14 protein-coding genes and 2 rRNA genes are annotated in these 24,300 nt (G+C 55.8%); 3 read left to right on the top strand and 13 right to left on the bottom strand.

Going from position 1 to position 24,300, the window contains the following annotated elements; all coding sequences use genetic code 11:
• Positions 1-225 precede the first annotated feature (225 nt).
• The 8 genes from RVY89_RS20875 to bcsR form a co-directional block, all read right to left on the bottom strand.
• The gene (locus tag RVY89_RS20875; protein ID WP_484826348.1) at positions 226-1,512 is read right to left on the bottom strand and encodes a dicarboxylate/amino acid:cation symporter; all 1,287 of its coding nucleotides are present in this window, start codon (positions 1,510-1,512) and stop codon (positions 226-228) included.
• Positions 1,513-1,671: 159 nt separating this feature from the next.
• Complete coding sequence (hmsP, locus tag RVY89_RS20870; protein WP_484826347.1) at positions 1,672-3,678, bottom strand: biofilm formation regulator HmsP; 2,007 nt, start codon at positions 3,676-3,678, stop codon at positions 1,672-1,674.
• Between the two features lie 119 nt (positions 3,679-3,797).
• On the bottom strand, positions 3,798-7,280 hold the full coding sequence (gene bcsC, locus RVY89_RS20865) for a cellulose synthase complex outer membrane protein BcsC (protein WP_484826346.1): 3,483 nt from the start codon (positions 7,278-7,280) through the stop codon (positions 3,798-3,800).
• Positions 7,262-8,368: a cellulose synthase complex periplasmic endoglucanase BcsZ gene (bcsZ, locus tag RVY89_RS20860; RefSeq protein WP_484827969.1), complete on the bottom strand. Its 1,107-nt coding sequence runs from the start codon at positions 8,366-8,368 to the stop codon at positions 7,262-7,264. The genes bcsC and bcsZ overlap by 19 nt, the downstream gene beginning before the upstream one ends.
• A 6-nt stretch (positions 8,369-8,374) precedes the next feature.
• Complete coding sequence (gene bcsB, locus RVY89_RS20855) at positions 8,375-10,795, bottom strand: cellulose biosynthesis cyclic di-GMP-binding regulatory protein BcsB (protein ID WP_484826345.1); 2,421 nt, start codon at positions 10,793-10,795, stop codon at positions 8,375-8,377.
• A 10-nt stretch (positions 10,796-10,805) separates the two neighbouring features.
• Positions 10,806-13,421, bottom strand: coding sequence for a UDP-forming cellulose synthase catalytic subunit (gene bcsA, locus RVY89_RS20850; RefSeq protein WP_484826344.1), 2,616 nt, complete (start codon positions 13,419-13,421; stop codon positions 10,806-10,808).
• Positions 13,418-14,170 carry a cellulose biosynthesis protein BcsQ gene (gene bcsQ, locus RVY89_RS20845; protein ID WP_484826343.1) on the bottom strand — a complete coding sequence of 251 codons (753 nt, stop codon included), beginning with the start codon at positions 14,168-14,170 and terminating at the stop codon, positions 13,418-13,420. Before bcsQ ends, bcsA begins: the two co-directional genes overlap by 4 nt.
• 11 nt (positions 14,171-14,181) lie before the next feature.
• On the bottom strand, positions 14,182-14,370 hold the full coding sequence (gene bcsR / locus RVY89_RS20840; RefSeq protein WP_348957984.1) for a cellulose biosynthesis protein BcsR: 189 nt from the start codon (positions 14,368-14,370) through the stop codon (positions 14,182-14,184).
• A gap of 175 nt (positions 14,371-14,545) precedes the next feature.
• Here bcsR and bcsE point away from each other — a divergent pair, with 175 nt between their 5' ends.
• The 3 genes from bcsE to bcsG are packed head-to-tail and all read left to right on the top strand — an operon-like array spanning position 14,546 to position 17,971.
• Positions 14,546-16,108, top strand: coding sequence for a cellulose biosynthesis c-di-GMP-binding protein BcsE (gene bcsE / locus RVY89_RS20835; RefSeq protein WP_484826342.1), 1,563 nt, complete (start codon positions 14,546-14,548; stop codon positions 16,106-16,108).
• Positions 16,102-16,299, top strand: a complete 198-nt coding sequence (gene bcsF / locus RVY89_RS20830) for a cellulose biosynthesis protein BcsF (RefSeq protein ID WP_024908822.1) — start codon at positions 16,102-16,104, stop codon at positions 16,297-16,299. The genes bcsE and bcsF overlap by 7 nt, the downstream gene beginning before the upstream one ends.
• The gene (gene bcsG / locus RVY89_RS20825) at positions 16,292-17,971 is read left to right on the top strand and encodes a cellulose biosynthesis protein BcsG (RefSeq protein ID WP_484826341.1); all 1,680 of its coding nucleotides are present in this window, start codon (positions 16,292-16,294) and stop codon (positions 17,969-17,971) included. Before bcsF ends, bcsG begins: the two co-directional genes overlap by 8 nt.
• A gap of 54 nt (positions 17,972-18,025) precedes the next feature.
• Here bcsG and RVY89_RS20820 read toward each other — a convergent pair whose 3' ends face one another.
• From RVY89_RS20820 to RVY89_RS20800, 5 genes are all read right to left on the bottom strand, one after another.
• Positions 18,026-19,018 (bottom strand): family 8 glycosyl hydrolase, encoded by a 993-nt coding sequence (locus tag RVY89_RS20820; protein ID WP_484827968.1) that lies wholly within the window; start codon positions 19,016-19,018, stop codon positions 18,026-18,028.
• 16 nt (positions 19,019-19,034) lie between these two features.
• Complete coding sequence (gene birA, locus RVY89_RS20815) at positions 19,035-19,997, bottom strand: bifunctional biotin--[acetyl-CoA-carboxylase] ligase/biotin operon repressor BirA (protein ID WP_484826340.1); 963 nt, start codon at positions 19,995-19,997, stop codon at positions 19,035-19,037.
• Complete coding sequence (murB, locus tag RVY89_RS20810) at positions 19,994-21,022, bottom strand: UDP-N-acetylmuramate dehydrogenase (RefSeq protein ID WP_484826339.1); 1,029 nt, start codon at positions 21,020-21,022, stop codon at positions 19,994-19,996. Before murB ends, birA begins: the two co-directional genes overlap by 4 nt.
• Positions 21,023-21,146: 124 nt before the next feature.
• A 5S ribosomal RNA gene (gene rrf / locus RVY89_RS20805) occupies positions 21,147-21,262 on the bottom strand.
• 69 nt (positions 21,263-21,331) lie between these two features.
• Positions 21,332-24,235, bottom strand: a 23S ribosomal RNA gene (locus tag RVY89_RS20800).
• Positions 24,236-24,300 lie beyond the last annotated feature (65 nt).

The raw sequence follows: 24,300 nt of genomic DNA, 5'->3' as shown, positions 1-24,300 counted from the left end.
GAACCCCTGATCAACATTCCTGGTTAAAAAAGAGTGCCTCGCGACGCGCTTCACTCTTAAAGATGACGATGAAAACACGTCGATTAGACCGCGCGTTCGGCAAAACGTCACGGTCCGAAGTGAAATATACCCAAAAAAAATCTTGTCGAATTATGACAGGTATGAACAGTTATTATGCGCAGGAGCCCGCATCCCCACAAGGGAATACGGGCATTTGTGACAAGATTAAGAGGATAAGCCAGGATTTTTGCTGTCAGTCGAACGATTATTCAGAGTATCGTCGAGCTTTTTGTGATCCAGCTCTTTCACCCATTTCGCCACCACTACCGTTGCCACGCCGTTACCCACCAGGTTGGTTAGCGCACGGGCCTCAGACATGAAGCGGTCAATACCCAGAATTAATGCCAGACCTGCCACCGGCAGGTGACCCACGGCAGAAATGGTGGCTGCCAGCACGATAAAGCCGCTTCCCGTTACGCCTGCCGCACCTTTAGAGGAAAGCAGGAGCACCACCAGCAGGGTAATCTGATGGAAAATATCCATATGGCTGTTGGTCGCCTGAGCGATAAATACGGCCGCCATCGTCAGGTATATCGAGGTGCCGTCCAGGTTGAAGGAGTAGCCCGTCGGGATCACCAGCCCTACCACCGATTTACGGCACCCCAGCTTTTCCATCTTGTCGAGCATACGCGGCAGCGCCGATTCTGACGAGGAGGTTCCCAGAACAATCAGCAGCTCTTCGCGGATGTAACGGATAAATTTGAAGATGCTGAAACCGGTCGCACGAGCGATGGAGCCCAGCACCACCACCACGAAAAGAATACAGGTGATATAGAAGCAGATAATCAGCTGACCCAGCTGGACCAGCGTACCGACGCCATACTTACCGATGGTGAAGGCCATCGCACCGAAGGCACCGATGGGTGCCAGGCGCATGATCATATTGATGATGCCGAAGATGACCTGCGAGAAGCTTTCGATCACGTTAAAGATAAGCTGGCCTTTGCTGCCCAGACGGTGCAGGGCAAAGCCAAACATCACGGCAAACAGCAGCACCTGGAGGATGTTTCCGCTGGCGAACGCGCCAATGACGCTGCCAGGAATAACGTCCAGCAGGAAGGCGACCACGCCCTGATCCTTCGCCTGCTCGGCATAGATCGCAACCGCTTTGGCATCCAGCGTCGCCGGATCGACGTTCATCCCCGCGCCTGGCTGCACCACGTTGACGATGATGAGACCGATAATCAGCGCAAGGGTACTGACCACTTCAAAATAGAGAAGCGCCACTGCACCGGTACGACCGACCGCCTTCATGCTTTCCATGCCAGCGATGCCCGTGACTACCGTACAGAAGATCACCGGAGCGATGACCATTTTAATGAGCTTAACGAACGCGTCGCCAAGCGGTTTCATTTGCGCGCCCAGTTCAGGGTAATAGTGACCCAGCAGAATACCGATGGCGATGGCTGTCAGGACCTGGAAATAAAGACTTTTGAAGAGTGAGGTTTTCATAAGGTGTCCTTGGGAAGAAAAACCACAGGCTTTGTAAGGTTATGGTTAACCTGCGGCTTTAAAATAACACCCACATAACAGGACAGAAATAAACTCAGTTCAAATTTGAAACACAAATGTTAAGAACTTTGAGCTGGCTCGCACAAGCCAGCAACAAAATTACACTTTTGCGTGATGGTCAGCGCCAGAAAGGTATCGTTCTTCAAAGACATCCGAAGGGACTGCGGGGGCAAACAGGAAGCCTTGACCGCTCTCCACGCCCGCCTCTGCCAGCCAGGCGCGTTGCGCTTCGGTTTCAATCCCCTCGGCAATAAGATGCAGGTTGAGGCTGCGTGCCATCTGGATAATCGCCTGCACCATGCTGCTGTCGCCCGGCAAACCGTCGACAAACGCTTTGTCAATTTTGAGCACATCCACCGGAAGGGTCTTCATGTGCTGAAGCTGACGCAGCCCGGCGTACCCCATGCCGAAATCGTCCAGGGCAATGCGAATACCGGCATTACGCAGCGGCTTGAGAATCGCGACCGCCTCATTGGGGTCGTCGATGCGTCGGCTCTCCGTCACTTCCAGAGTTAACGTATCAGGCTTGATTCGGTAACGATGGATCAGCTCCAGCATCTCTGAAACCATAGTTGGGTGCATCAGCTGCACGGCAGACAAATTAACCGACAGCGGCAGCGTCACGCCGCGCTCCTGCCAGGCGGCAAGCTGACGGCAGGACTCCTCCAGCACCCAGTAGCCGACGGTAACCATCAGGCCGCAGGACTCAATGCGCTCAATCAGCCCTTCCGGCAGCTCCCATGAACCATCCGGCTGCTGCACCCGTAGCAGTGCCTCGGCGCTTTTTACTTCTCCCGTCAGCAAATTCACCTGCGGCTGTAGCCAGAGGGCAAACTGGCGGTTATCCAGCGCGGTCAGGATGTCGCTCTCTTCCGTCAGGCGCTGCTGCGCCTTTTCCATCTCTTCCGGCTCAAAGAACTGGATCTGATTTTTGCCTTTGCGCCGGGCGGTGAACGCCGCCGAGAACGCGCGATGATAAAGCTGCTCTGCCGTTAAATCGCCATAGTACATTGCGATACCGATACTGGCGCTTGGACGAAGCTGGATACCCTGAATGGGCAACCGCTCATTAATGACAGTGAGTACTTGCTGACCTAAAGTGATCGCATGCCAGGGTTCTTTTACGCCATTGGCAATCACCACCAGGTCGTAACCGCTGACCTGGGTCAACACCATGCGCGGTGCAAGGACAGACTTCACTTTTTCCACCAGGGTCAGCAGCAGCATTTCGCGCTGGCTCTCCTTGAGCACGTCAGCCGTATCCTGCAGGGTTTCACAGGCGATAACCATCAGCGCCGTGGTTTGCTGACGGGCAACGGTCTGCTCCAGCATCGCCATCAGGAAGGCTTTGTTGGGAAGCTCCGACACCGGGAAGCGCGTGGCGCTGCTGTTTAACTCATCCTGCTGACGCTGGATGCGCTGCTGGTTGAGGTTGTAGCTGCGCACCAGCATTCCTATCTCATCGTCATGATGCAGATGCGGCAGCTCAAGCTGATGCCCCATCTGATCCTGCGGCGCAAGCGCATTCAGCTCGCGGGCGATACGGCGCAGCGGATGAACAATCAGCCGGTTAATGCACCAGGTGAGCGCCACGCTGAGAATAAGCGTCATAAGTAAGCAAGTGGTCACTAACGTAACTACCCAGCTCATGACGAATTTATACATGCGGTAGGAGTCCGCCTGTAATACCAGATAGGCCAGCGGCTGCGGATTGGCAGGGCGTTCGAGTGAATAAACGGGCAGCGAAATTTGCACCGGCAGTTCAAACAGGCGCATCACCATCATCGGGACGGGACGCTCCGGGATAAAGCTCATCCGCAGCGCCTGAAACTGGTTAGGCAAGACGACGTCGGCGCGGCTAACGACGCCGGCAGGCTGAATGCGTTTTAAAATGGTTTCCGCTTCGGGAATATCCCCTTTCAGGATCGAGGCGGAGAGCGGGCCGCGCACCGAGCGGGCAATACTTTCTAACTGCGAAGCCGTGTTATAGCGATTCTGCTGTACGGAATGAAACAGCAGAATTACGCAAAAAAGCAGGACAAACAGCATGGTGACGGCAGAGACCATCGCCATCTGTTTGATTGTTAAGGAACGGCTGACACGCAAAATGACTCTCCACAAAACTCGAAGCGCAGGGCGCGCCAGGGTGTAAACCTGGCGCGCCTGAGTATACCCGATTGCAGCGCTATTAAGAGAGACTTACAAATGGATTAAGGAAAATCCGATTACCAGTCCGCGTAAGGGATGAGCGGCTGCGGCGGTAAGTCCATATCGCCCTGCCAGCCTGCAGCAGAGTAACGCACGTAGATCAACGCATGGCTTGGGGTATAGTCTTTCGCTTCCTGAATATCCACGCCCATGCCCACAAACCAGTTGGACGTTACGCGGCGTTCGATAATGGCTCGCGCGGTGTAACCCGTGCCTGAGGAACTGCTGCCGGTTTCCATCACGCCCCGGTCGGTATAGCGGTCTGGCTCATCGGTCGGGATCAGATTCTGGATCGGGTAGCGCAGCTCGTCTTTGGTTTTGGAGTGAGACCAGGACACCGAGCCGCCCAGCTCCCAGGACCAGTTCTCCGTGCGTTTACGCCAGGTCACCGGCAGTGCGAAGGAGACATACTCCTGCGGACTGTAGTAGCCGCCCTGACCCAGGGTATAACCGCTCAAATCTTTGTCGTAGTGCCAGAGCATATTGGAGACGCCGACCGTCAGGCGCTCATTGTTTTTATTAATGAGCTTGTAGTAGTAACCCGTCATCCAGCGGACGCGCCAGTTATCTTCCACATTTTTACCCGTCAGCGTTTCCGCGTTCAGGCTTGACCAGACGCCGTTCGCTTCCCCTTTGTCATAGCTCATGCTTACCCCGCCACCGGTGGCGCGTACGCCGCCCCAGGTGGTGCCGGTATTGGTATCTTTTTGCCCGGCGAAGGCCAGCAGAGAGCTGGAGATTGGGCGGCGATGGGCGTTAACGGTATAGCCGATGGGGCCCAGATCGCTGCTGTAGCTGATACCGCCCACCACGTCGACGACGTCAAAGCCCATTGGCGTGGTGCCAATATCCATCGCCCAGGTTTTATTCTGCCAGCCAACGGCAACGCTTGCGCCATTGTCGGACTGATGGGTGTTGCCGCTACACGGCGTTTCGTAGCAGGTCCCCCATTTTGGATCGTAAGTCCCGTTATTGTTATCAAATGAACCGGCGTCCATGTTGACCAGGTCGCTTCTGAAGAACATGCGCCCGTCAGAGAGCGGGGCATCCACCTGCAGCATGGTGGTGTGCGCTTTCAGGTCCGAATAACCGCCCGTGCCGCTGGAGCCCCAGTAGTCGTGCTGCAGCGTGACGTTAACATCCTGCTGACGGTACAAGTCACCGGCATCGCTGCGCACGCCGCGCTTCAGCCAGTCGTCTTTTTCATCGTTACGCGTCAGACGGGTGAAACTGTCGTTATCCACCGGACGCGTCGTGGTGATGCCGGACGACACCATCGCATCTTTATAGGTTTCCAGCGCCTGTTTTGGCTGGCCGTTCTGCGCCTGGAAACGCGCGGCGTCACGTAACACCAGCGAGTTTTCCATCGAGCCGGGCTGCGATTTAGCCTGCGGAATAATTTTATTGAAGGTCTGTTCTGCGGCGGCGGAATCGCCCAGCCCCGCCTGCGCCATCGCGATCCGGCGCTGCATATTGAGCGAAAGCGGCTGGCCGTTTTGCGCGGCGGGCAGTTTCGCCAGCTCTGCACGCGCGGCATCTTTGTCACCCTTCGCGCTATAAATCTCGGTCAGGCCGAGGATCGCGTCTTCGTTCTGCGGTTCACGCTGTAGTACAGCGTTGTACGTCGTTTTCGCCGAGTCCAGATCGCCACGCTGCTGTGCCCAGTCCGCCAGCGTCAGGTCGATACGGGTGGAGGTTGGCTGCTGGCGAAGAAGATTCTCTGCGTCCTGCTCTTTACCGCTGTCGCGCAGGCGGTTGGCGGTTTCCAGCACCTGGTTGCTTTGCAGACGGTCGGCAAGCTCCTGAATATTGCCGTTCCACTGGCTGCGCGGCAGCGTCTCCAGATGTGCCAGCGCGGCCCGATCCTGATCGTTGCCGGAAAGATAGAGCCCGTTGGCATACACCTGATCCGGGTCGGACGGTTTCTGGTGGGCAAGCTGACGCATCAGGGTATCCGCCTGGCTGCGCTGACCCGCGCTGTAGAGATCGCGCGAAAGACGATAGGTTATCCACACGTCGCCTGGAGAGAGCGCCAAACGACGACGCTGAATATCTGCCGCCTGCGCGTATTTCCCCTGGCTCTCAAGCTGTTCGGCCTGGGCGGAAAGCTGCTCGTTGGTCAGACTACGCTCAATATCATCAATGCTTCGACGCTGGCTGGCTGAGAGAGACTGGATAAACTGCGAGGCCTTCTCAGGGGACTGCGCGCGGTAAATATTGGCCAGTCCGCGGACCGCATTGCTGTTGCCGCTGTCCATACGCAGCGCCTGGCGATAATAACGTTCCGCCGCGTCGTTATCTTTACGCGCCGCGGCGGCATCGCCCAGCCCCAGCACGGCATAGCTGTCGGCATTGTCGATACCGCGTGCCTGCTGATAGTAACGCTCCGCCTGCGCCGGGTTATTCGCCTTAAGCGCCGCGTCGCCCTGCTGGATCAGCAGCCAGTAACGGTTAACCTTCAGCAAACTGTCCCATTTACCCCGGTTATCGCTCTGGGGATCGAGGGCAATTGCCTTTTCAAACTGCGCCACCGCGCGAGCGCGGTCACCCTTCTGGGAATACGCCTGTCCAAGGGCGCCCACCGCTTCACTGTCGGCATGGTTGGCGCTGACGGCTTTTTGCAGCTCAGCCACCGCCTTACTCCCCTGCCCGGCATCCACCGCCGCCAGCCCTTCCGCCTTCGCGCGGAACGCCGGATCGGCGAGCTGTTTTTGCTGCGCTTCAAGCTGGGCTCGCGCCGCCGCGACGCTATCCCCGTCGCTGAATACGCTCAGGTATTTTTGCAGCGCGCTGACGCTGGCGCTGCTGGCAGGCTGACCTTTGATTTGGTCATACCACATATCAGACGCCTGGTTACGGCCATTGGTAGATTTAGCCATCTCCTGCAATACCGCAAAGCCTTCATCACGGCGCCCGCTCTGGAACAAAAGCTGTGACAGCGTCGCCTGCAGCTGCGTATTTCCGGGACTGCTGCTGTTTATTTTCTTGAGCTGGTTAATGGCCGCACTCCGGCGAGCAGGGTCTTTCGCCACGACGTTCCAGTATTCCGTCGCCACGTCGCCACCCGGCGGGTTGCCGTCAAACAGCTTGTCATAGGCGGCAATCGCCTCCTGTGTGTGCCCCGTAGTGGCGAGCAATCGCGCCTGCTGGAGCTGCTGGCGGCCATCCGGAGTGGAAAGCAGCATCGTGTTGCGTGATGACTGGTACGCGCTTGAGCCCGGCGCGATCCCTTTCAGACGATCCAGCTCTTTTTGCGCGCCGGCGTTATCGCCCTGACGCAGCAGGTAGCGAAAGCGTGCGGCAATAACGTCAGGGTTGTTCGGGTCAATCAGCTCAAGGCGATAGAGCGACTGACGAACCAAATCCTCACGCTGTGTCGATTCGCCCAGCCTCACCTGTTCCAGCAGCTGTTTTTGCTGCGGAGAGTTGGCGGCCTGGGCCCACGGCATAAGCGCCAGGCCAAGCGATAAACTGAGTAGATTTACTGTGAACTTGCGCATTCCTGGCCCCAATCCGGTATTAATTCACCTTTTGCGGTGAAGCGAAAACGATGCTGATCCCATCCTTGCCCAAAAAGAGTCAGCACGTAGCTGTAATAGGCGTTGTTATCGGGAAAATGGTCCGCAACGCGCTGGCGCTGAACCGCCTGGGCATCACGTTGTTGTAAAAACGGCAGCATAGCGGCAGAGAATCCGACCGGGCCGTCGCCGGTGCGTTTCCCCGTCGCCACATCCACTTTCTCCGGCGGTACACCCCGTTTCATGGTCTTTGCCGCCATCGGCTGGAAGCGCGTCAGCAGCCGGGCTTTCTGAGGATCGTTGTCACTCATCATGCCCACCCAGAGATACACGCGGATGGCGTCGTAGCCGCCCACCAGCGCCTTATCCTGCTGTAACCGCCAGCCTCTGTTTTTCTGATACTGCACCCAGTCCGGCGAGAAGCCTTTCGGCGCAGTCTCCAGCAGCAGGCGCAGATTGGTTTCACGAAGCTGGGTCCACGGGGTACCAAAACGCGTGAAATAACTCGCTAACTGCGGAGGAAGATAGCTGGGGTTAAAGCGCCAGGCGTGTTCATCGGCAAAGCCGACTTTACCGGGAAGCAGCATTGCGCCAAGCCCCGGGACTTTCACTACTTCCTCGCTGACAATGCGTTTCAGCAGCGCTTTACCCGTGCGGGTATAGTCCGGATGTTTCCACAGCCGACCCGCTTCAAGCAGTGACCAGGCGATCCAGACATCGGCGTCAGAGGCGGAGTTGGTATCAATCACCGCCCACGTCTCTTTATCTTTCTGACCCCATAGCCAGGCAGGCAGATGGTCGTTGAGATCGCCACCGGCAAGATTATCGCGCGTCCACGTCAGCAGCTGGTCAAAGGCTTTGCGATCGTTCGCCGCAAGGGCAAAGAACAAGGCGTAGCTTTGCCCTTCCGAGGTCGTAATTTTGCGCGTGTCGCTGGGATCAACGACACGCCCGCCCTCGCTGATGTAGTCCTTTTTAAACTGCTCCCAGGCAGGCCAGGTACAGGCGGCGCGAAGAGGAAGCGCCGCCAGCATCACCGCTGCTAATACACACCAGCGAAAGGCTTTCATCACATCTTACTCATCCGGGTTCAGACGACGACGGCTGATAATTCGCAGCAGACGCCACAGCACCCATGCCAGCAAGACCACGCTGACCGCAGCCAGGATGGCGAGCAGAACCGGATGGTTAGCCAGCGCATACCACAGGCGTTCAAACCACGGCAGATGGCCTACGTAGTAAACATCGCCCACGCGCAGGCTATTGACGCCGGACTCACGGATCACCGACACGGAACCAAACATCGCAGCACGTTTACCGCTGTCGTTCATGGCCGTATTGAGCAGTTCATACCCGCGCGGGCTGTCCGCCAGGAGAGCCACCACGCTACGCTGTTCGTTGTAAGGCGACTGGAAGCCTACCACCGCGGCCATTGCCCCCTGAGACGTTACCGTCGTCTGCGCGCTGGCCTGACGGTCGTTCACATCCGGCATAATGCTCGGGAACTCGGTCTGGCGCAGCGGCGTGTTAACCCAGGACTGGGCCGCTTTCACCAGCAGATCGATACGTTTGTCATCCTTCAGCTTGTCCGGAATGCTACCGATCACCATGATGTCAGCGTCTTTGTTCTGAATCTGGCTGCCATCGTCCGTCAACGTGACGTTAATCGCCGGTAATCCCGTCTGTCCCCCAACTGTCGCCATGGTGTCCAGCAGGGTCGTGACCTGACCTTCGTTTGGCGCTTTTGGCATCACCACAATGGACTCAGAGAGATCGGCCATGCGGCTGAACGGGAAGCCCGCGTTAGCAAACGCGCGCAGGTCCGGCATCGCCAGGAAGTGATAGTACTTCGAGAAGTCGATGGTCGACTCATCGCCAATCACCACGTGGTTCTGAACCGGCTGGAAGGTGATGCAGTTTTCCGCCGAGCCGCCGGGCATCGGGTTCATGTACTGGAAGTCAAAGCGCAGCTGGTTTATCGCACCCAGCTTCAGAGCCGGGATGGAGACATCCGTTTTACCGTCCAGCAGCCCCTGCAGCACCGGCAGGCGAAGCATCAGGCGGTTAGTATCCTGCGTGCTTTGCAGGCTGAATGACTGCAGGAACTGATTGTTCAGGCTGATATCCATGCGCGAGCTGTCTTTGGTCGCTGGCGCGGTATAGCGGTAGTTCAGATTGATATCAATACCGTTGGTACGCAGCAGATACAGATCCGGCGGCAGATTCAGCGACAGGCTAATCGGCGCTGGCTCAAGCCCCGTCGCCTGCAGCTGTTCTTCATAGGTTTTCAGCTCACCGAATGTCACCGCACGGTCGGTACGCACCCAGTTTGGCGCATCATAAGGTTTACGCGCCAGCAGCGGTTTGACCTCATCCACCACAACGCTGTCGCCACGGAAAAGGACGTTACCCTGAGCAATGGCTTTTGCTGCCTGCACCAGATCTTTATCATCACGGCCAAAGACCACCAGCAGCTTCACGTACGGGTTTTCCGGGTGGCTAATCATCTCAATGGTCGGCGCTTTGACGTCCGGACGATCGCGCAGGAAGGCCGGGCGTTTCGCGTTGGTCGCAAACACAATGGCATTTCTGTCCGGCAGTTTGTCATACATCGCCGGGAAGCTCTGGCCACGCCAGCCCGCACGCGAACCAAACCAGGAGGCCACAATGGTCGCCGCCAGCTGCTCGGTCACGTCCGGGGACGAGGCAAACACCATCGGCAGCGTGAGCGGGCGGTTATCCCGCGGATCGAAGAACGGAACCGGGAAGGCCGAGAGATCGTTTTTCAGCGCCAGCGACTGGTAGGTCATCTGCAGCGAGGAGTTACGCCCGACGTCCATCCACAGCGTGTTGCTGGCCGGATTTTCGCAGACATCGCGGTAGTGACCGACAAACTCCAGGCGGATGCGGTTAAAGTCGGTGATGAACAGCGGGTTGATCGGCACCTGAGCCTGGGTTTTCTTGCCCAGCTGCTCTTTCGTGACCGGCAGAACGTCCATCAGCTCATCATTCAGGTAGACCTTCAGCTGAGACTGGGTCGGCAGCAGCGACGGTGACGGGGTGTATTCAAGGTTCAGCACCGCATTAGAGACGACCTCATCGCTGCGCATGCCAAACTCAATGCCGCCGTTAGGGTTGATGCCGCGCAGCACCATGCTGCCCGGAGGCGGTGCGATTTGCGCGAAGGTCAGCTTCACGTCCCGCGACGGCGCATTGTCCGCAACGACGGGCGCATTCGCCCCCCGGACGCCCGGCATTACCTGCCCGATGACCTGACCGTCTGCCGGCAGGGTGTTCCCCTCCGTTGGCTGGTTCGGCGTGATATTTTCTGTTTGACCAGGTGCCGCGGTGACAACCGGATCGGTTGCTTGCGCGACGACAGGTACCGTTGGCGCAGGCGTTGCCGCTGCGTTACCAGGAGCTGCGTTAGCCATTGTTGCGGGGATAACATTCATCCCCATTGCCACTGCACATAACCAGGAAAGTTTTGTTTTCATCGCGTTATCATCATTGTTGAGCCATAACCGGGTCCGCCTGCTTCGCCTCATCCCGCTCAGGACGGCGAGGAATGAACGACACGACCCAGGAAACCAGCGAAGTAAGTGACCGGAAAATTAATTTCACCGACGACGGGGCAAATTCTGCAAGGTGACGATAGCCACGGAACCCCAGCTTCAGAATATCCAGCAGGCTTTCCAGTGGTTTATCTTCCGGGAAGCTGTCCTGCCAGAGAGCCCACGTATCCGCGCGGGCAAACGTACACTGCACAAAATCGATATGTTGCTTTTTGGTCAACGGCATCAGCTGCAGACCGACTTCATTGCCCGCCACGCGAACCACCTGCGTCGGGAAGACATACTCCTGCTGACCGCGCTTGAGCAGCAGGTTAACTTTCTGCCCTTCCAGCACCTTCGCCTGGCCGTTGATTTTGATCCCCAGACCGCCGTCAGAGAAGTCGTGCACGGTACAGGAGAAGAGGTGGCCATCTTCACGGGCGATCGCCGCAGGCATGCAGATTTCAACGCGATGCGCGCGACGAACCTGTTTGCTCTCCACCGACACCGCCACCGCGCCGCCGAGGATAATCAGGTTGTAGAAGACCCAGGCCATACTGACGAAGACGGTCAGGATTTCATTTTCCGGGCCGTAGAAGTAACGCCAGATACCGGCGATGACGCCCACGATATTCAGCAGCACCAGGAAGATATACGGCCGGGAGATCACCCAGTCGACGTACTCCTCTTCCACCAGCCCGCCCTTCGCGGTGACGTTGAATTTCCCTTTGTGCGGGTTAATCAGCGCCACCATCGTCGGCGGCGCGATGTACCAGGCCAGCACCGTTTCGTAGATTTCACTCCAGAAGGAGTGGCGGTATTTACCCTGTATCTTCGAGTTTGTCAGGCTCGCGTGGATCATGTGCGGCAGAACAAACAGCGCAATCATCAGCGCCGGGGCGTAGATGATATAAGCGTGAAGGAGCAGGAACGCCAGCGGCGCGGTCAGGAAGATCAGCCGCGGGATGCCGGATAAGAAGTGGAACATGGCGTTGACGTAGCAAAGACGCTGCGCCAGCTTGAGCCCTTTCCCGATCAGGGGGTTATCGAGACGGAAAATCTGCACCATACCGCGCGCCCAGCGAATACGCTGACCAATGTGCGCCGACAGTGACTCCGTTGCCAGACCGGCAGCCTGCGGAATACGCATATAGGCTGAGGTGTAGCCACGACGGTGCAGGCGCAGAGAGGTGTGCGCATCTTCAGTGACCGTTTCGACGGCGATGCCGCCAATTTCATCCAGCGGTTTACGGCGGATTACCGCGCATGAACCGCAGAAGAAGGTGGCATCCCACATGTCGTTTCCGTCCTGCACCAGGCCATAGAACAGCGTGCCTTCGTTCGGGGTCTTACGGAAACGGCCAAGGTTACGTTCAAACGGGTCCGGCGAGAAGAAGTGGTGCGGCGTCTGCATCATCGCCAGCTCTTTCTCCTTCAGGAACCAGCCCATGGTCATCTGCAGGAACGAGCGCGTCGGCACGTGGTCGCAGTCAAAGATCGAAACAAACTCCCCGGTGGCATACTTCAACGCGTTGTTGATGTTGCCGGCCTTAGCGTGTTCATGCGTCGGACGGGCGATGTATTCGACGCCGACCTCCTCCGCGAACTGGCGGAACGCCGGACGGTTGCCGTCATCCAGAATCCAGACCTTGAGCTTATCTTTCGGCCAGTCGATGCCCAGCGCGGCATAGATGGTGTTCTTCACCACGCTCAGGTCTTCGTTGTAGGTCGGCACGAAGAGATCGACGGTTGGCCACTGGGTCGTATCTTTTGGCAGCGGAACCGGCTGGCGGTTGAGCGGCCAAATCACCTGGAAATAGCCCAGCACCAGCACGATCCAGGCGTAGGTTTCAGCAAACAGCAGCACCAGGCCGCACACCAGACTCACCGGGTCGTCCCAGTTCAGCGTCGAGGTATAACGCCACCAGATGTAGCGACAGGAGACGGTCAGCGACAATACGATCAGCATCAGCGCCGAGAAGCGGCCCGGAATTCGGCGCACCAGCAGCGCCACGCCCCACAGCAGGATCAGGAAGGTGAACTGCGCCAGAGGGTTGAAAGGCTGCGTAATACAGACCAGCGCCAGAATGAGCGAGAACACGACGCTCACGCCGAGAATAAAACGCCGCAAGCCCGGGTGGAGATGCCCGAGCTCTTTATGGTTATCCAGATGGCTGGTCTTATCGCTGACGCTGTTGGGCAGTCTGTCCAGCCACTGATGGTAGCGTTCACGTAACTGCTGCACGCGGGAGAAGCTTCGCCAGTGCGGCGTTATTTTCTCTGAGCGGGATGACGTGACCACCAGCCAGATAGCCTGAATGAGATAACGTGCTGGATCCAGAGGACGCGGCCGGTTGGGATTAATGTGCGGATATAGCTCACTGTGCCGGGCACGTATGCGCTGCCAGCGCGGGTGTTCGAGTGGAATAAACATCCAGGCCAGAATCATCCAGAAACAGCCGAGCGCGGCGCTAAATGCCGACGCGCCGTGACGGCGAAAATGCCGGTAATGTTCGCTCAAACGCGAACTGACCGGTGGGATGAGTAACCAACTGGCGAGACGACTCATACATCACTCCCTGCATGCTTCGCCCTGTTGGCGAAGTTCAGCAGACACCAGTTAGCCAGCGTCAGGATCTCTTCTGCCGCCAGTGAATCGCTGCGGTATTCGCCGAGCGGTTGCTTCGACGCAAGGCATTCCGCCATCCCCTCATCACGATGGATGACAATAGGGAGCAGGCGGCGCTGGCTTTGCAGCCAGACCTGATACAGATCGTCCTGAATCTGGCTGCCAATGCGCAAATCGTTAATCAGGATATGGCCATTTTGAGGTAGCCCCTGCTGATGCAGGCGGATATGGCAGTTCGCATCGACGTTAACGATCGAGAGGACGTGATCGCAATGGGCGATAAGCTGTCGGGTCAGCGTACCGGCACCGTGCGGCAGATCCAGCAGGATCCACTTGTAGTGCCCCTTTTCTTTGAGGGTTTGCAGCGCCAGCGTGAACTGCGAAAACAGGCGCTGATACGCGGCTTCATTCTCGCGTTCCGCGGTGGTCAGTTGACCAAACGGCAGCAGATCGAGCTGGGAGGTATAGCGCATCCCTGCATCCTGCCAGTCTTTATCATCAAGCAGCGCGCGGGCCCAGCCCTCTTCGCGAGTAAAGTCGACGTTAAACGACATACGCAACAAATTATCGGCGCAGGCGTCAATAACCAGCACCGATTCACCTAAAAGCTGTAATGACCACGCCAGCGCCGCGGTAACAGATGTGGTACCCACACCGCCACGGACGCCCTGTAATCCGAGTATGGCCATCAATGGCTCCCTTATTGTTGATGGGCGAATTCAGCTAATAACGGCCAGCGTTTAATAGCCGCGGCCAACTGTTCCCGCTGGGAAATATCGGTGTAATCTATTTCAGGTAAAGAAAAGGCCTGCGTCAGCGCCAGAAAATCGTTTTGGAATGTGTAACCCAGGGTCGAGTCGACTGGGGTACCAGATTCATTATTATCCATTCTTTTTCCATCCCTTTGAGGAAAATCGCACGCTAAAGAAGTTGCGGGGCTTCCTGCCCTGACAAATTTCATTTACATGCTAAATCTGATGTTCTTTAATTTCAATGTTAGGTTTATTTCTACGCTTTCGCTAGTAAACTGAGATACAGATAAATTAGACGAAAAGAGGGACACCGTGGACTCCATATTTTCTATTGGCATCCAGTCATTATGGGACGAATTGAGCCACATGCCAGTCGGAGGAGTCTGGTGGATTAATACGGACCGAAATGAAGATGCTATCAGTCTGGTAAACCAGACAATTGCTGCCCAGGATAAGGATTCCCGCGTGGCCGTCATTAGCATGGGCGAAGATCCGAAGAAAATTATCACGCTGGAAAACGATCGCGGGCCTCAGACGGTGCGATTATTTTCCATGACATCGGATGCCGATAGTCTATACTTTTTGTCCCGCGATGTTCAGTGCACTATTGATCCGGATCACTATTTGGTGATCCTTAAATGCGCAAATAACGTCCTGCAAAATATCCCTGCTGAAAAACTGCTGCCGTGGCTGGAAAAAATCAATAAATGGGCAAAATTTCAAAATTGCACGCTATTGATAGTCAATCCCGGCAGTAATAATGACAAGCTGTTCTCACTTTTAATGGGTGAATATCGTTCCCTGTTCGGTCTGGCAAGCGTTCGTGACCAGGTGGGAAGCTATCTCTACGATATTGCTTTCTGGTGTAATGAAAAAGGCGTGAGCGCCAGGCAACAACTTACGCTGAAACAAATTGAGGGTAAGTGGCACCTGGCACAGCAGGAAGAAACCGTGGTGCAGCCGCGCAGTGATGAAAAACGCATTCTGAGCCATATCGCGGTTTTAGAGGGAGCGCCCGCCCTGTCGGAAAACTGGTCGCTGTTTGAATCTAACGAAGACCTTTTCCATGAAGCCCGCACAACCCAGGCGGCAACCCTTATTTTCTCATTGATGCAGAATAACCAGATTGAGACGCTGGCAAGGCAGATCCACACCTTGCGCCGCCAGCGCGGAAGCGCGTTAAAAATCATCGTGCGTGAAAACAATACCAGCCTGCGCGCCACCGATGAGCGTCTGCTCCTGGGCTGTGGTGCAAATATGGTCATTCCCTGGAACGCGCCGCTGTCACGCTGCCTGACGCTTATCGAAAGCGTTCAGGGTCAGCAGTTTAGCCGCCATGTGCCGGAAGACATTTCTACGCTGCTCTCTATGACGCAGCCGATGAAGCTGCGTGGATACCAAAAATGGGATACCTTCTGCGACGCCGTGGGCAACATGATGAACAACACGCTTCTTCCTGCTGACGGAAAAGGGGTTATGGTTGCCCTGCGCCCTGTTCCGGGTATCCGCGTTGAACAGGCGCTTACCTTATGCCGCCCTAACCGTACAGGGGACATCATGACCATTGGCGACAATCGCCTGGTGCTGTTTTTGTCCTTCTGCCGGGTAAACGATCTTGATACGGCGCTTAACCACATCTTCCCCCTGCCTACAGGGGATATTTTCTCGAACCGTATGATTTGGTTCGAAGATAATACGATTAGCGCGGAGCTGGTGCAGATGCGTGCGCTCCAGCCGGAACAATGGGCCAAGCCGCTCGCTATCAAGAGCGATGCCAAACCGATCCTCAATGCCAGACATGATGGACACGTCTGGCGTCGGGTTCCGGAACCCCTTCGCTTATTAACAGACAACGCGGAGAACGCATCATCATGAATATCAGCGATATCATTCAACTGGTTATATTCTGTGCGCTGATCTTTTTCCCGCTTGGCTACTATGCGCGCCATTCCATACGCCGTATCCGTGATACGGCCAGAGTGCTGTTTATTAAACCTCGCTATGTAAAACCAGCCGGAACACTGACACGGGCATCACACGTCAAGGCAGACCGAAAACATGACTAATTCTACCTATACCGCTTCGTCACCCTCGCCGCTCTGGCAATACTGGCGCGGCCTTTCCGGCTGGAACTTCTACTTTCTGGTGAAGTTTGGCCTGCTGTGGGCAGGCTATCTGAATTTCCATCCCCTTCTCAACCTCGTGTTTATGGCCTTCCTGCTAATGCCGCTGCCGAATATCAGACTGCATCGCTTACGCCACTGGGTCGCGATACCTGTCGGCTTTGCGCTGTTCTGGCATGATACCTGGCTACCGGGGCCGGACAGCATTATGAGCCAGGGGTCGCAGGTGGCGGGCTTTAGCGCCAGCTATGTCCTCGATCTGACCGAGCGCTTTATTAACTGGCAGATGATCGGCGCGGTATTTGTGCTGCTGGTTGCCTGGCTGTTCCTGTCACAGTGGATCCGCGTTACGGTGTTTGTCGTCGCGATTATGATCTGGCTTAACGTGCTTACGCTGGCTGGCCCAAGCTTTTCCCTGTGGCCTGCCGGTCAACCGACCACCACGGTGACCACCACCGGGGGAAGCGCAGCGGCCACCGTCACCGCAGCAGGCGATACGCCAGTGGTGGGTGATATCCCAACCCAGACCGCACCGCCGACCTCGACAAACCTGAACGCCTGGCTCTCCAGTTTCTATACCGCGGAAGATAAGCGACAGACTAAATTCCCGGATGCGCTGCCAGCGGATGCTCAGCCGTTTGAACTGCTGGTGATCAACATCTGCTCTCTCTCCTGGGCCGACGTGGACGCCGCCGGACTGATGTCTCATCCGCTGTGGTCACACTTCGATATTCAGTTTAAAGATTTCAACTCTGCCACCTCGTATAGCGGCCCGGCGGCGATACGCCTGCTGCGTGCAAGCTGCGGTCAGGCATCGCATAAAAACCTGTATCAACCCGCCGGCAACCAGTGTTATCTGTTCGATAACCTCGCAAAGCTGGGCTTTACGCAGCATCTGATGCTGGGACATAACGGCCAGTTCGGTAACTTCCTGAAAGAGGTACGCGAAGAGGGCGGCATGCAGTCACCGCTGATGGACCAAACCGGTCTTCCTGTCTCACTGCTGGGCTTCGACGGCTCGCCTGTCTATGACGATTCCGCTGTCCTGCAACGCTGGCTGCAGACCATCGAAAAAGACAGTAATCCGCGCAGCGCGACATTCTTTAACACCCTGCCGCTTCACGACGGCAACCATTTCCCGGGCGTGAGCAAAACGGCTGATTATAAAGTGCGTGCGCAGAAGTTCTTTGACGAGCTGGACGCGTTCTTCACGGAGCTGGAAAAATCAGGTCGTAAAGTGATGGTGGTTGTGGTGCCTGAGCACGGTGGCGCGCTGAAAGGCGACAGAATGCAGGTGTCAGGCCTGCGTGATATCCCAAGCCCGTCGATTACCAACGTACCTGCAGGCATTAAATTCTTTGGTATGAAGGCACCGCATCAGGGCGCACCAATAGAGATTACACAGCCAACCAGCTATCTGGCGATCTCAGAACTGGTTGCCCGCGCCGTTGACGGGAAACTCTTTGTGGAAGATAGCGTGAACTGGGATCAGCTCACCAGCAAACTGCCGCAAACGGCGGAAGTTTCAGAGAACGCTAACGCGGTGGTGATCCAGTATCAGAACAAACCTTACGTTCGTCTGAACGGCGGGGATTGGGTACCGTATCCGCAGTAACTGATTTACCCCTCACCCTCTCCCCATCGGGGAGAGGGGATAGTCGGTGCGTTATTATTGCGCTGAAATCCACACCAGCATTTTCAGGCTTGCCGAATAGTAGTCGTCTTTGGAGGTGATTTCGGGTTCTCCGGAAGGCTGCCCCATCGTTAAATCACGTACGGCCAACAGACCACCTTCCATCATGTAAGGCGCATATTCGTTAGTGGTGACGTTAACCCAGGCGGGCGTTTGTTCCCGTGGGAACTGACCGAACCACGCTTTCCACGGCGCCAGAAGCGGGCTTTGTTTATCAGACCAGGCAACGTACAGCGGAATACGAATCGCGTCATAGCTCATTCGCGGCGGCCAGCCTTTAGCGGGCACCAGCTTGCCATCTGATGCCAGTGAAACCCAGTCAGCGGGCAGATCCGCTTTACCCGAGCCCATTTTTCCCAGCAGGCGTTTCCCGTCCTTAATCAAATCGCGCCAGACCGGCAAATGACTGCGTCCGGCGAAGGCCTGCCAGGCCGGAAACACGAAATAGGAAGGATTAAGGACCACTTCACCGTCAAGCTTAAATCCCTGGACGCCGGGCAGCATCACGCGGTAACCCGCATAGCGGATGACGCTATGGGCAACCAGCGCTTTTGTAATGGCATCCGATGCGGCGCTGTAGCGTTTGTCATGCCAGCGGGCATCGGCTTTAAGCAGCGCCCAGGCAATCAGCACATCGCCATCGGCGGCGTTGTTTTTGTCAGCGACCGGGTTGGACTCTGCCGGGTTATAGCGCCAGTAAAACAGACCGTTCTCTTTGTTCTTCAGCTCACGGTTTGTCCATTGCCAGAGCTTATCGAACGTAGCTTTATCGTCGTTGGCCACTGCCATCAGCATGGCAAAGCCCTGACCTTCCGTATGCGACACGCCGCCATTGCCGGTATCGACAATGCGGCCTTCCGGTTTGAAAAAGCGTGCCTTGTAACTCTCCCAGGCCTGTCCCGCCTGAGAGAGGGGTGAGAACAACAAGCTCATCATGACGGCCAGCGTCGCGCAGACGGGTTTTCGCATCATTCACTCCATCCGGTTATTCGGCACTCCGCAGAGAAATCTCACCGCCCATCCAGGGTTTGATTACGCCATCCTGCTCCAGAAGCAGCGCGCCCTGAGCGTCAATACCGCGGGAAGTGCCGTAGATCTCTTTATCACCAATCAGCAATTTCACCGGGCGGTTGATGAAGTTATCCAGCTTTTCCCAACGAGACAGGAAGGGTGCCAGCCCTTCCTGCTCAAAAAGCGTGAGCGAGCTGCGCAGCTCTTTAATCATACGTACGGCCAGGGTGTTACGATCGATGACGATCCCCGCCTCCTGGAGGTTAGTCCAGGCCTGATTCACCACATCATTTTGGACATTGCGCATCACCATATTGAGGCCCGCGCCAATGACGATTTGCGCCGCATCGCCCGTTTTTCCCGTCAGTTCGACCAGAATGCCGGCAAGTTTACGATCGTTGAGATACAGATCGTTAGGCCATTTAACACGCACCTGATCCGCCCCCAGATCGTGCAGCACTTCCGCCATGACGATGCCGATGACCAGACTCAGGCCAATGGCAGCGGCCGGGCCCTGATCCAGTCGCCAGTACATGGACAGATAGAGGTTAGCGCCAAAGGGCGAAAACCACTTGCGGCCGCGACGGCCACGCCCGGCCTGTTGATATTCAGCAACGCAGGCATCACCAGATTTCAGCTCAGGTAAACGATCCAGAAGATACTGGTTCGTCGAATCAATCACCGGCAGCACCGCAACATTGCCGTGTCCAATCTGGCTGCGGATCGCTTCTTCATTCAGCAATTGAATCGGCTCCGGCAGGCTATAGCCTTTTCCGGGAACCGTGAACACATCAACACCCCAGTCACGGAGCGTCTGGATATGTTTATTGATAGCAGCACGGCTCATGCCAAGCCGTTCACCCAGCTGTTCGCCGGAATGAAACTCACCGTCAGCAAGGATGCTAATCAGGGTTAAGGGGATAGTATTATCCTTCACGCGATAGTCTCCACGGCATTGACTTCACCTGTGCGGCCAATGAAGCGAACTTCTGGCTCCAGCCAGACGTTGAATTTTTCGCCCACACGCTGGCGAACGTAGTGAGCCAGCTGTACGACATCATCGCTGGTCGCATCGCGTTGGTTAATCAGCACCAGGGCCTGCTGTCGGTGAACGGCTGCGCCGCCGACTGAAGAGCCTTTTAGCTGGCATTGATCGATAAGCCATCCTGCTGCCAACTTCACGCTACCATCCGCCTGGGGGTAATGTGGCGCTGCGGGCCATCCTTCAAGAAAGACTTTTGCATTTTCGCCGCTGATAACCGGGTTTTTGAAGAAACTGCCAGCGTTTCCGTTAATTTTGGGATCGGGAAGCTTGGACATCCGCATATGGCAAACTGAGTCAAAAACGTCACGTGCGGTAACGGTAGCCGGATCGAGACGCGTTAAATCCCCGTAGGTCAATATGGGCTGCCAGTTCTTCGACAGACGCAGACCCACGCCGACAATCACGTAGCGATCCTGATATTCATGCTTGAAGATACTATCACGATAGCCAAATCGGCACTGTTCTGCCGTTAAACGCTTAGCCGTTCCGGTCGCCAGTTCGATGCAGTCGACATATTCGCAGACATGTTTCAGTTCGATGCCGTAGGCGCCGATGTTTTGAATAGGTGACGATCCGGCGCAGCCTGGAATAAGCGCAAGGTTTTCCAGACCCGGCATCCCTTTTTCGAGGGTAAATTGCACCAGATGATGCCAGTTTTCTCCGGCACCCACGTGCACGTGCCAGCTGTCGGCACCCTCTTCCACATCAATTCCCATGATGCGGTTAACGATCACCGTTCCCGCAAAATCGTCGAGAAACAGGACATTACTTCCTTCGCCCAGAATCAGTACGGGTTCGTTTTTTTCTGTTGCGCTTTGCCATGCATCCAGCAGCTGCTGTGCAGTATCGGCACGTACAATTTGATTAGCATTGCGTTGAATGCCAAAGGTATTCCAGGGCTTAAGGGAGTGGTTCATAGACGCTATCCTGATGCAAAAACGCTGGTAGTTTACCGTATAAGCAGGGTGATGGGGGATCAGTTTGTGCAGCGTATAAACGCAAAAAGGCCATCCTTTCGGATGGCCTCTTCACTTATTTGATGCCTGGCAGTTCCCTACTCTCACATGGGGAGACCCCACACTACCATCGGCGCTACGGCGTTTCACTTCTGAGTTCGGCATGGGGTCAGGTGGGACCACCGCGCTAAAGCCGCCAGGCAAATTCTGTTAAATCTGTATCAGAGCTGAAAATCGCGTCTCTCTTCGCCGAAACAGCTTCGGCGTTGTAAGGTTAAGCCTCACGGTTCATTAGTATCGGTTAGCTCAACGCATCGCTGCGCTTACACACCCGACCTATCAACGTCGTAGTCTTCAACGTTCCTTCAGGACCCTTAAAGGGTCAGGGAGAACTCATCTCGGGGCAAGTTTCGTGCTTAGATGCTTTCAGCACTTATCTTTTCCGCATTTAGCTACCGGGCAGTGCCATTGGCATGACAACCCGAACACCAGTGATGCGTCCACTCCGGTCCTCTCGTACTAGGAGCAGCCCCCCTCAATTCTCCAGCGCCCACGGCAGATAGGGACCGAACTGTCTCACGACGTTCTAAACCCAGCTCGCGTACCACTTTAAATGGCGAACAGCCATACCCTTGGGACCTACTTCAGCCCCAGGATGTGATGAGCCGACATCGAGGTGCCAAACACCGCCGTCGATATGAACTCTTGGGCGGTATCAGCCTGTTATCCCCGGAGTACCTTTTATCCGTTGAGCGATGGCCCTTCCATTCAGAACCACCGGATCACTATGACCTGCTTTCGCACCTGCTCGAGCCGTCACTCTCGCAGTCAAGCTAGCTTATGCCATTGCACTAACCTCCTGATGTCCGACCAGGATTAGCTAACCTTCGTGCTCCTCCGTTACTCTTTGGGAGGAGACCGCCCCAGTCAAACTACCCACCAGACACTGTCCGCAACCCGGATTACGGGTCTACGTTAGAACACCAGCCATTAAAGGGTGGTATTTCAAGGTCGGCTCCACGCAGACTGGCGTCCACGCTTCAAAGCCTCCCACCTATCCTACACATCAAGGACCAGTGTTCAGTGTCAAGCTATAGTAAAGGTTCACGGGGTCTTTCCGTCTTGCCGCGGGTACACTGCATCTTCACAGCGAGTTCAATTTCACTGAGTCTCGGGTGGAGACAGCCTGGCCATCATTACGCCATTCGTGCAGGTCGGAACTTACCCGACAAGGAATTTCGCTACCTTAGGACCGTTATAGTTACGGCCGCCGTTTACCGGGGCTTCGATCAAGAGCTTCGCGTTGCCGCTAACCCCATCAATTAACCTTCCGGCACCGGGCAGGCGTCACACCGTATACGTCCACTTTCGTGTTTGCACAGTGCTGTGTTTTTAATAAACAGTTGCAGCCAGCTGGTATCTTCGACTGATTTCAGCTCCACCCGCAGGGGCTTCACCTACATATCAGCGTGCCTTCTCCCGAAGTTACGGCACCATTTTGCCTAGTTCCTTCACCCGAGTTCTCTCAAGCGCCTTGGTATTCTCTACCTGACCACCTGTGTCGGTTTGGGGTACGATTTGATGTTACCTGATGCTTAGAGGCTTTTCCTGGAAGCAGGGCATTTGTTACTTCAGCACCGTAGTGCCTCGTCATCACACCTCAGCGTTAAAAGGTACCGGATTTACCTGGAACCTCCGCCTACATGCTTAAACCGGGACAACCGTCGCCCGGCTAACATAGCCTTCTCCGTCCCCCCTTCGCAGTAACACCAAGTACAGGAATATTAACCTGTTTCCCATCGACTACGCCTTTCGGCCTCGCCTTAGGGGTCGACTCACCCTGCCCCGATTAACGTTGGACAGGAACCCTTGGTCTTCCGGCGAGCGGGCTTTTCACCCGCTTTATCGTTACTTATGTCAGCATTCGCACTTCTGATACCTCCAGCATGCCTCACAGCACACCTTCAACGGCTTACAGAACGCTCCCCTACCCAACAACACATAGTGTCGCTGCCGCAGCTTCGGTGCATGGTTTAGCCCCGTTACATCTTCCGCGCAGGCCGACTCGACCAGTGAGCTATTACGCTTTCTTTAAATGATGGCTGCTTCTAAGCCAACATCCTGGCTGTCTGTGCCTTCCCACATCGTTTCCCACTTAACCATGACTTTGGGACCTTAGCTGGCGGTCTGGGTTGTTTCCCTCTTCACGACGGACGTTAGCACCCGCCGTGTGTCTCCCGTGATAACATTCTTCGGTATTCGTAGTTTGCATCGGGTTGGTAAGCCGGGATGGCCCCCTAGCCGAAACAGTGCTCTACCCCCGAAGATGAGTTCACGAGGCGCTACCTAAATAGCTTTCGGGGAGAACCAGCTATCTCCCGGTTTGATTGGCCTTTCACCCCCAGCCACAAGTCATCCGCTAATTTTTCAACATTAGTCGGTTCGGTCCTCCAGTTAGTGTTACCCAACCTTCAACCTGCCCATGGCTAGATCACCGGGTTTCGGGTCTATACCCTGCAACTTAACGCCCAGTTAAGACTCGGTTTCCCTTCGGCTCCCCTATACGGTTAACCTTGCTACAGAATATAAGTCGCTGACCCATTATACAAAAGGTACGCAGTCACACCACGAAGGTGCTCCCACTGCTTGTACGTACACGGTTTCAGGTTCTTTTTCACTCCCCTCGCCGGGGTTCTTTTCGCCTTTCCCTCACGGTACTGGTTCACTATCGGTCAGTCAGGAGTATTTAGCCTTGGAGGATGGTCCCCCCATATTCAGACAGGATACCACGTGTCCCGCCCTACTCTTCGAGTTCACAGCCTGTGTGCTTTCGTGTACGGGACTGTCACCCTGTACCGTGCGACTTTCCAGACGCTTCCACTAACACACAAGCTGATTCAGACTCTGGGCTGCTCCCCGTTCGCTCGCCGCTACTGGGGGAATCTCGGTTGATTTCTTTTCCTCGGGGTACTTAGATGTTTCAGTTCCCCCGGTTCGCCTCGTTAACCTATGTATTCAGTTAACGATAGTGCAACGAATTGCACTGGGTTTCCCCATTCGGACATCGCCGGGTCAAAGGTTCATATCACCTCGCCGGCGCTTTTCGCAGATTAGCACGTCCTTCATCGCCTCTGACTGCCAGGGCATCCACCGTGTACGCTTAGTCGCTTAACCTCACAACCCGAAGATGTTTCACTTCTGATTGCGAAAATTTGAGAGACTCGAACACACCATTAAAG

The sequence above is a fragment of the Enterobacter sp. 3U4 genome (assembly GCF_057224565.1).
Note: the sequence above shows the minus strand (reverse complement) of the source record. Positions and strands in the feature narration are given on the sequence as shown.

Coding starts and splice junctions, on each gene's coding strand:
- RVY89_RS20875 (WP_484826348.1), bottom strand. CDS start 1,512: ATGAAAACCTCACTCTTCAAAAGTCTTTATTTCCAGGTCCTGACAGCC.
- bcsC (WP_484826346.1), bottom strand. CDS start 7,280: ATGCGCAAGTTCACAGTAAATCTACTCAGTTTATCGCTTGGCCTGGCG.
- bcsZ (WP_484827969.1), bottom strand. CDS start 8,368: ATGAAAGCCTTTCGCTGGTGTGTATTAGCAGCGGTGATGCTGGCGGCG.
- bcsB (WP_484826345.1), bottom strand. CDS start 10,795: ATGAAAACAAAACTTTCCTGGTTATGTGCAGTGGCAATGGGGATGAAT.
- bcsA (WP_484826344.1), bottom strand. CDS start 13,421: ATGAGTCGTCTCGCCAGTTGGTTACTCATCCCACCGGTCAGTTCGCGT.
- bcsQ (WP_484826343.1), bottom strand. CDS start 14,170: ATGGCCATACTCGGATTACAGGGCGTCCGTGGCGGTGTGGGTACCACA.
- bcsR (WP_348957984.1), bottom strand. CDS start 14,370: ATGGATAATAATGAATCTGGTACCCCAGTCGACTCGACCCTGGGTTAC.
- bcsG (WP_484826341.1), top strand. CDS start 16,292: ATGACTAATTCTACCTATACCGCTTCGTCACCCTCGCCGCTCTGGCAA.
- RVY89_RS20820 (WP_484827968.1), bottom strand. CDS start 19,018: ATGCGAAAACCCGTCTGCGCGACGCTGGCCGTCATGATGAGCTTGTTG.
- murB (WP_484826339.1), bottom strand. CDS start 21,022: ATGAACCACTCCCTTAAGCCCTGGAATACCTTTGGCATTCAACGCAAT.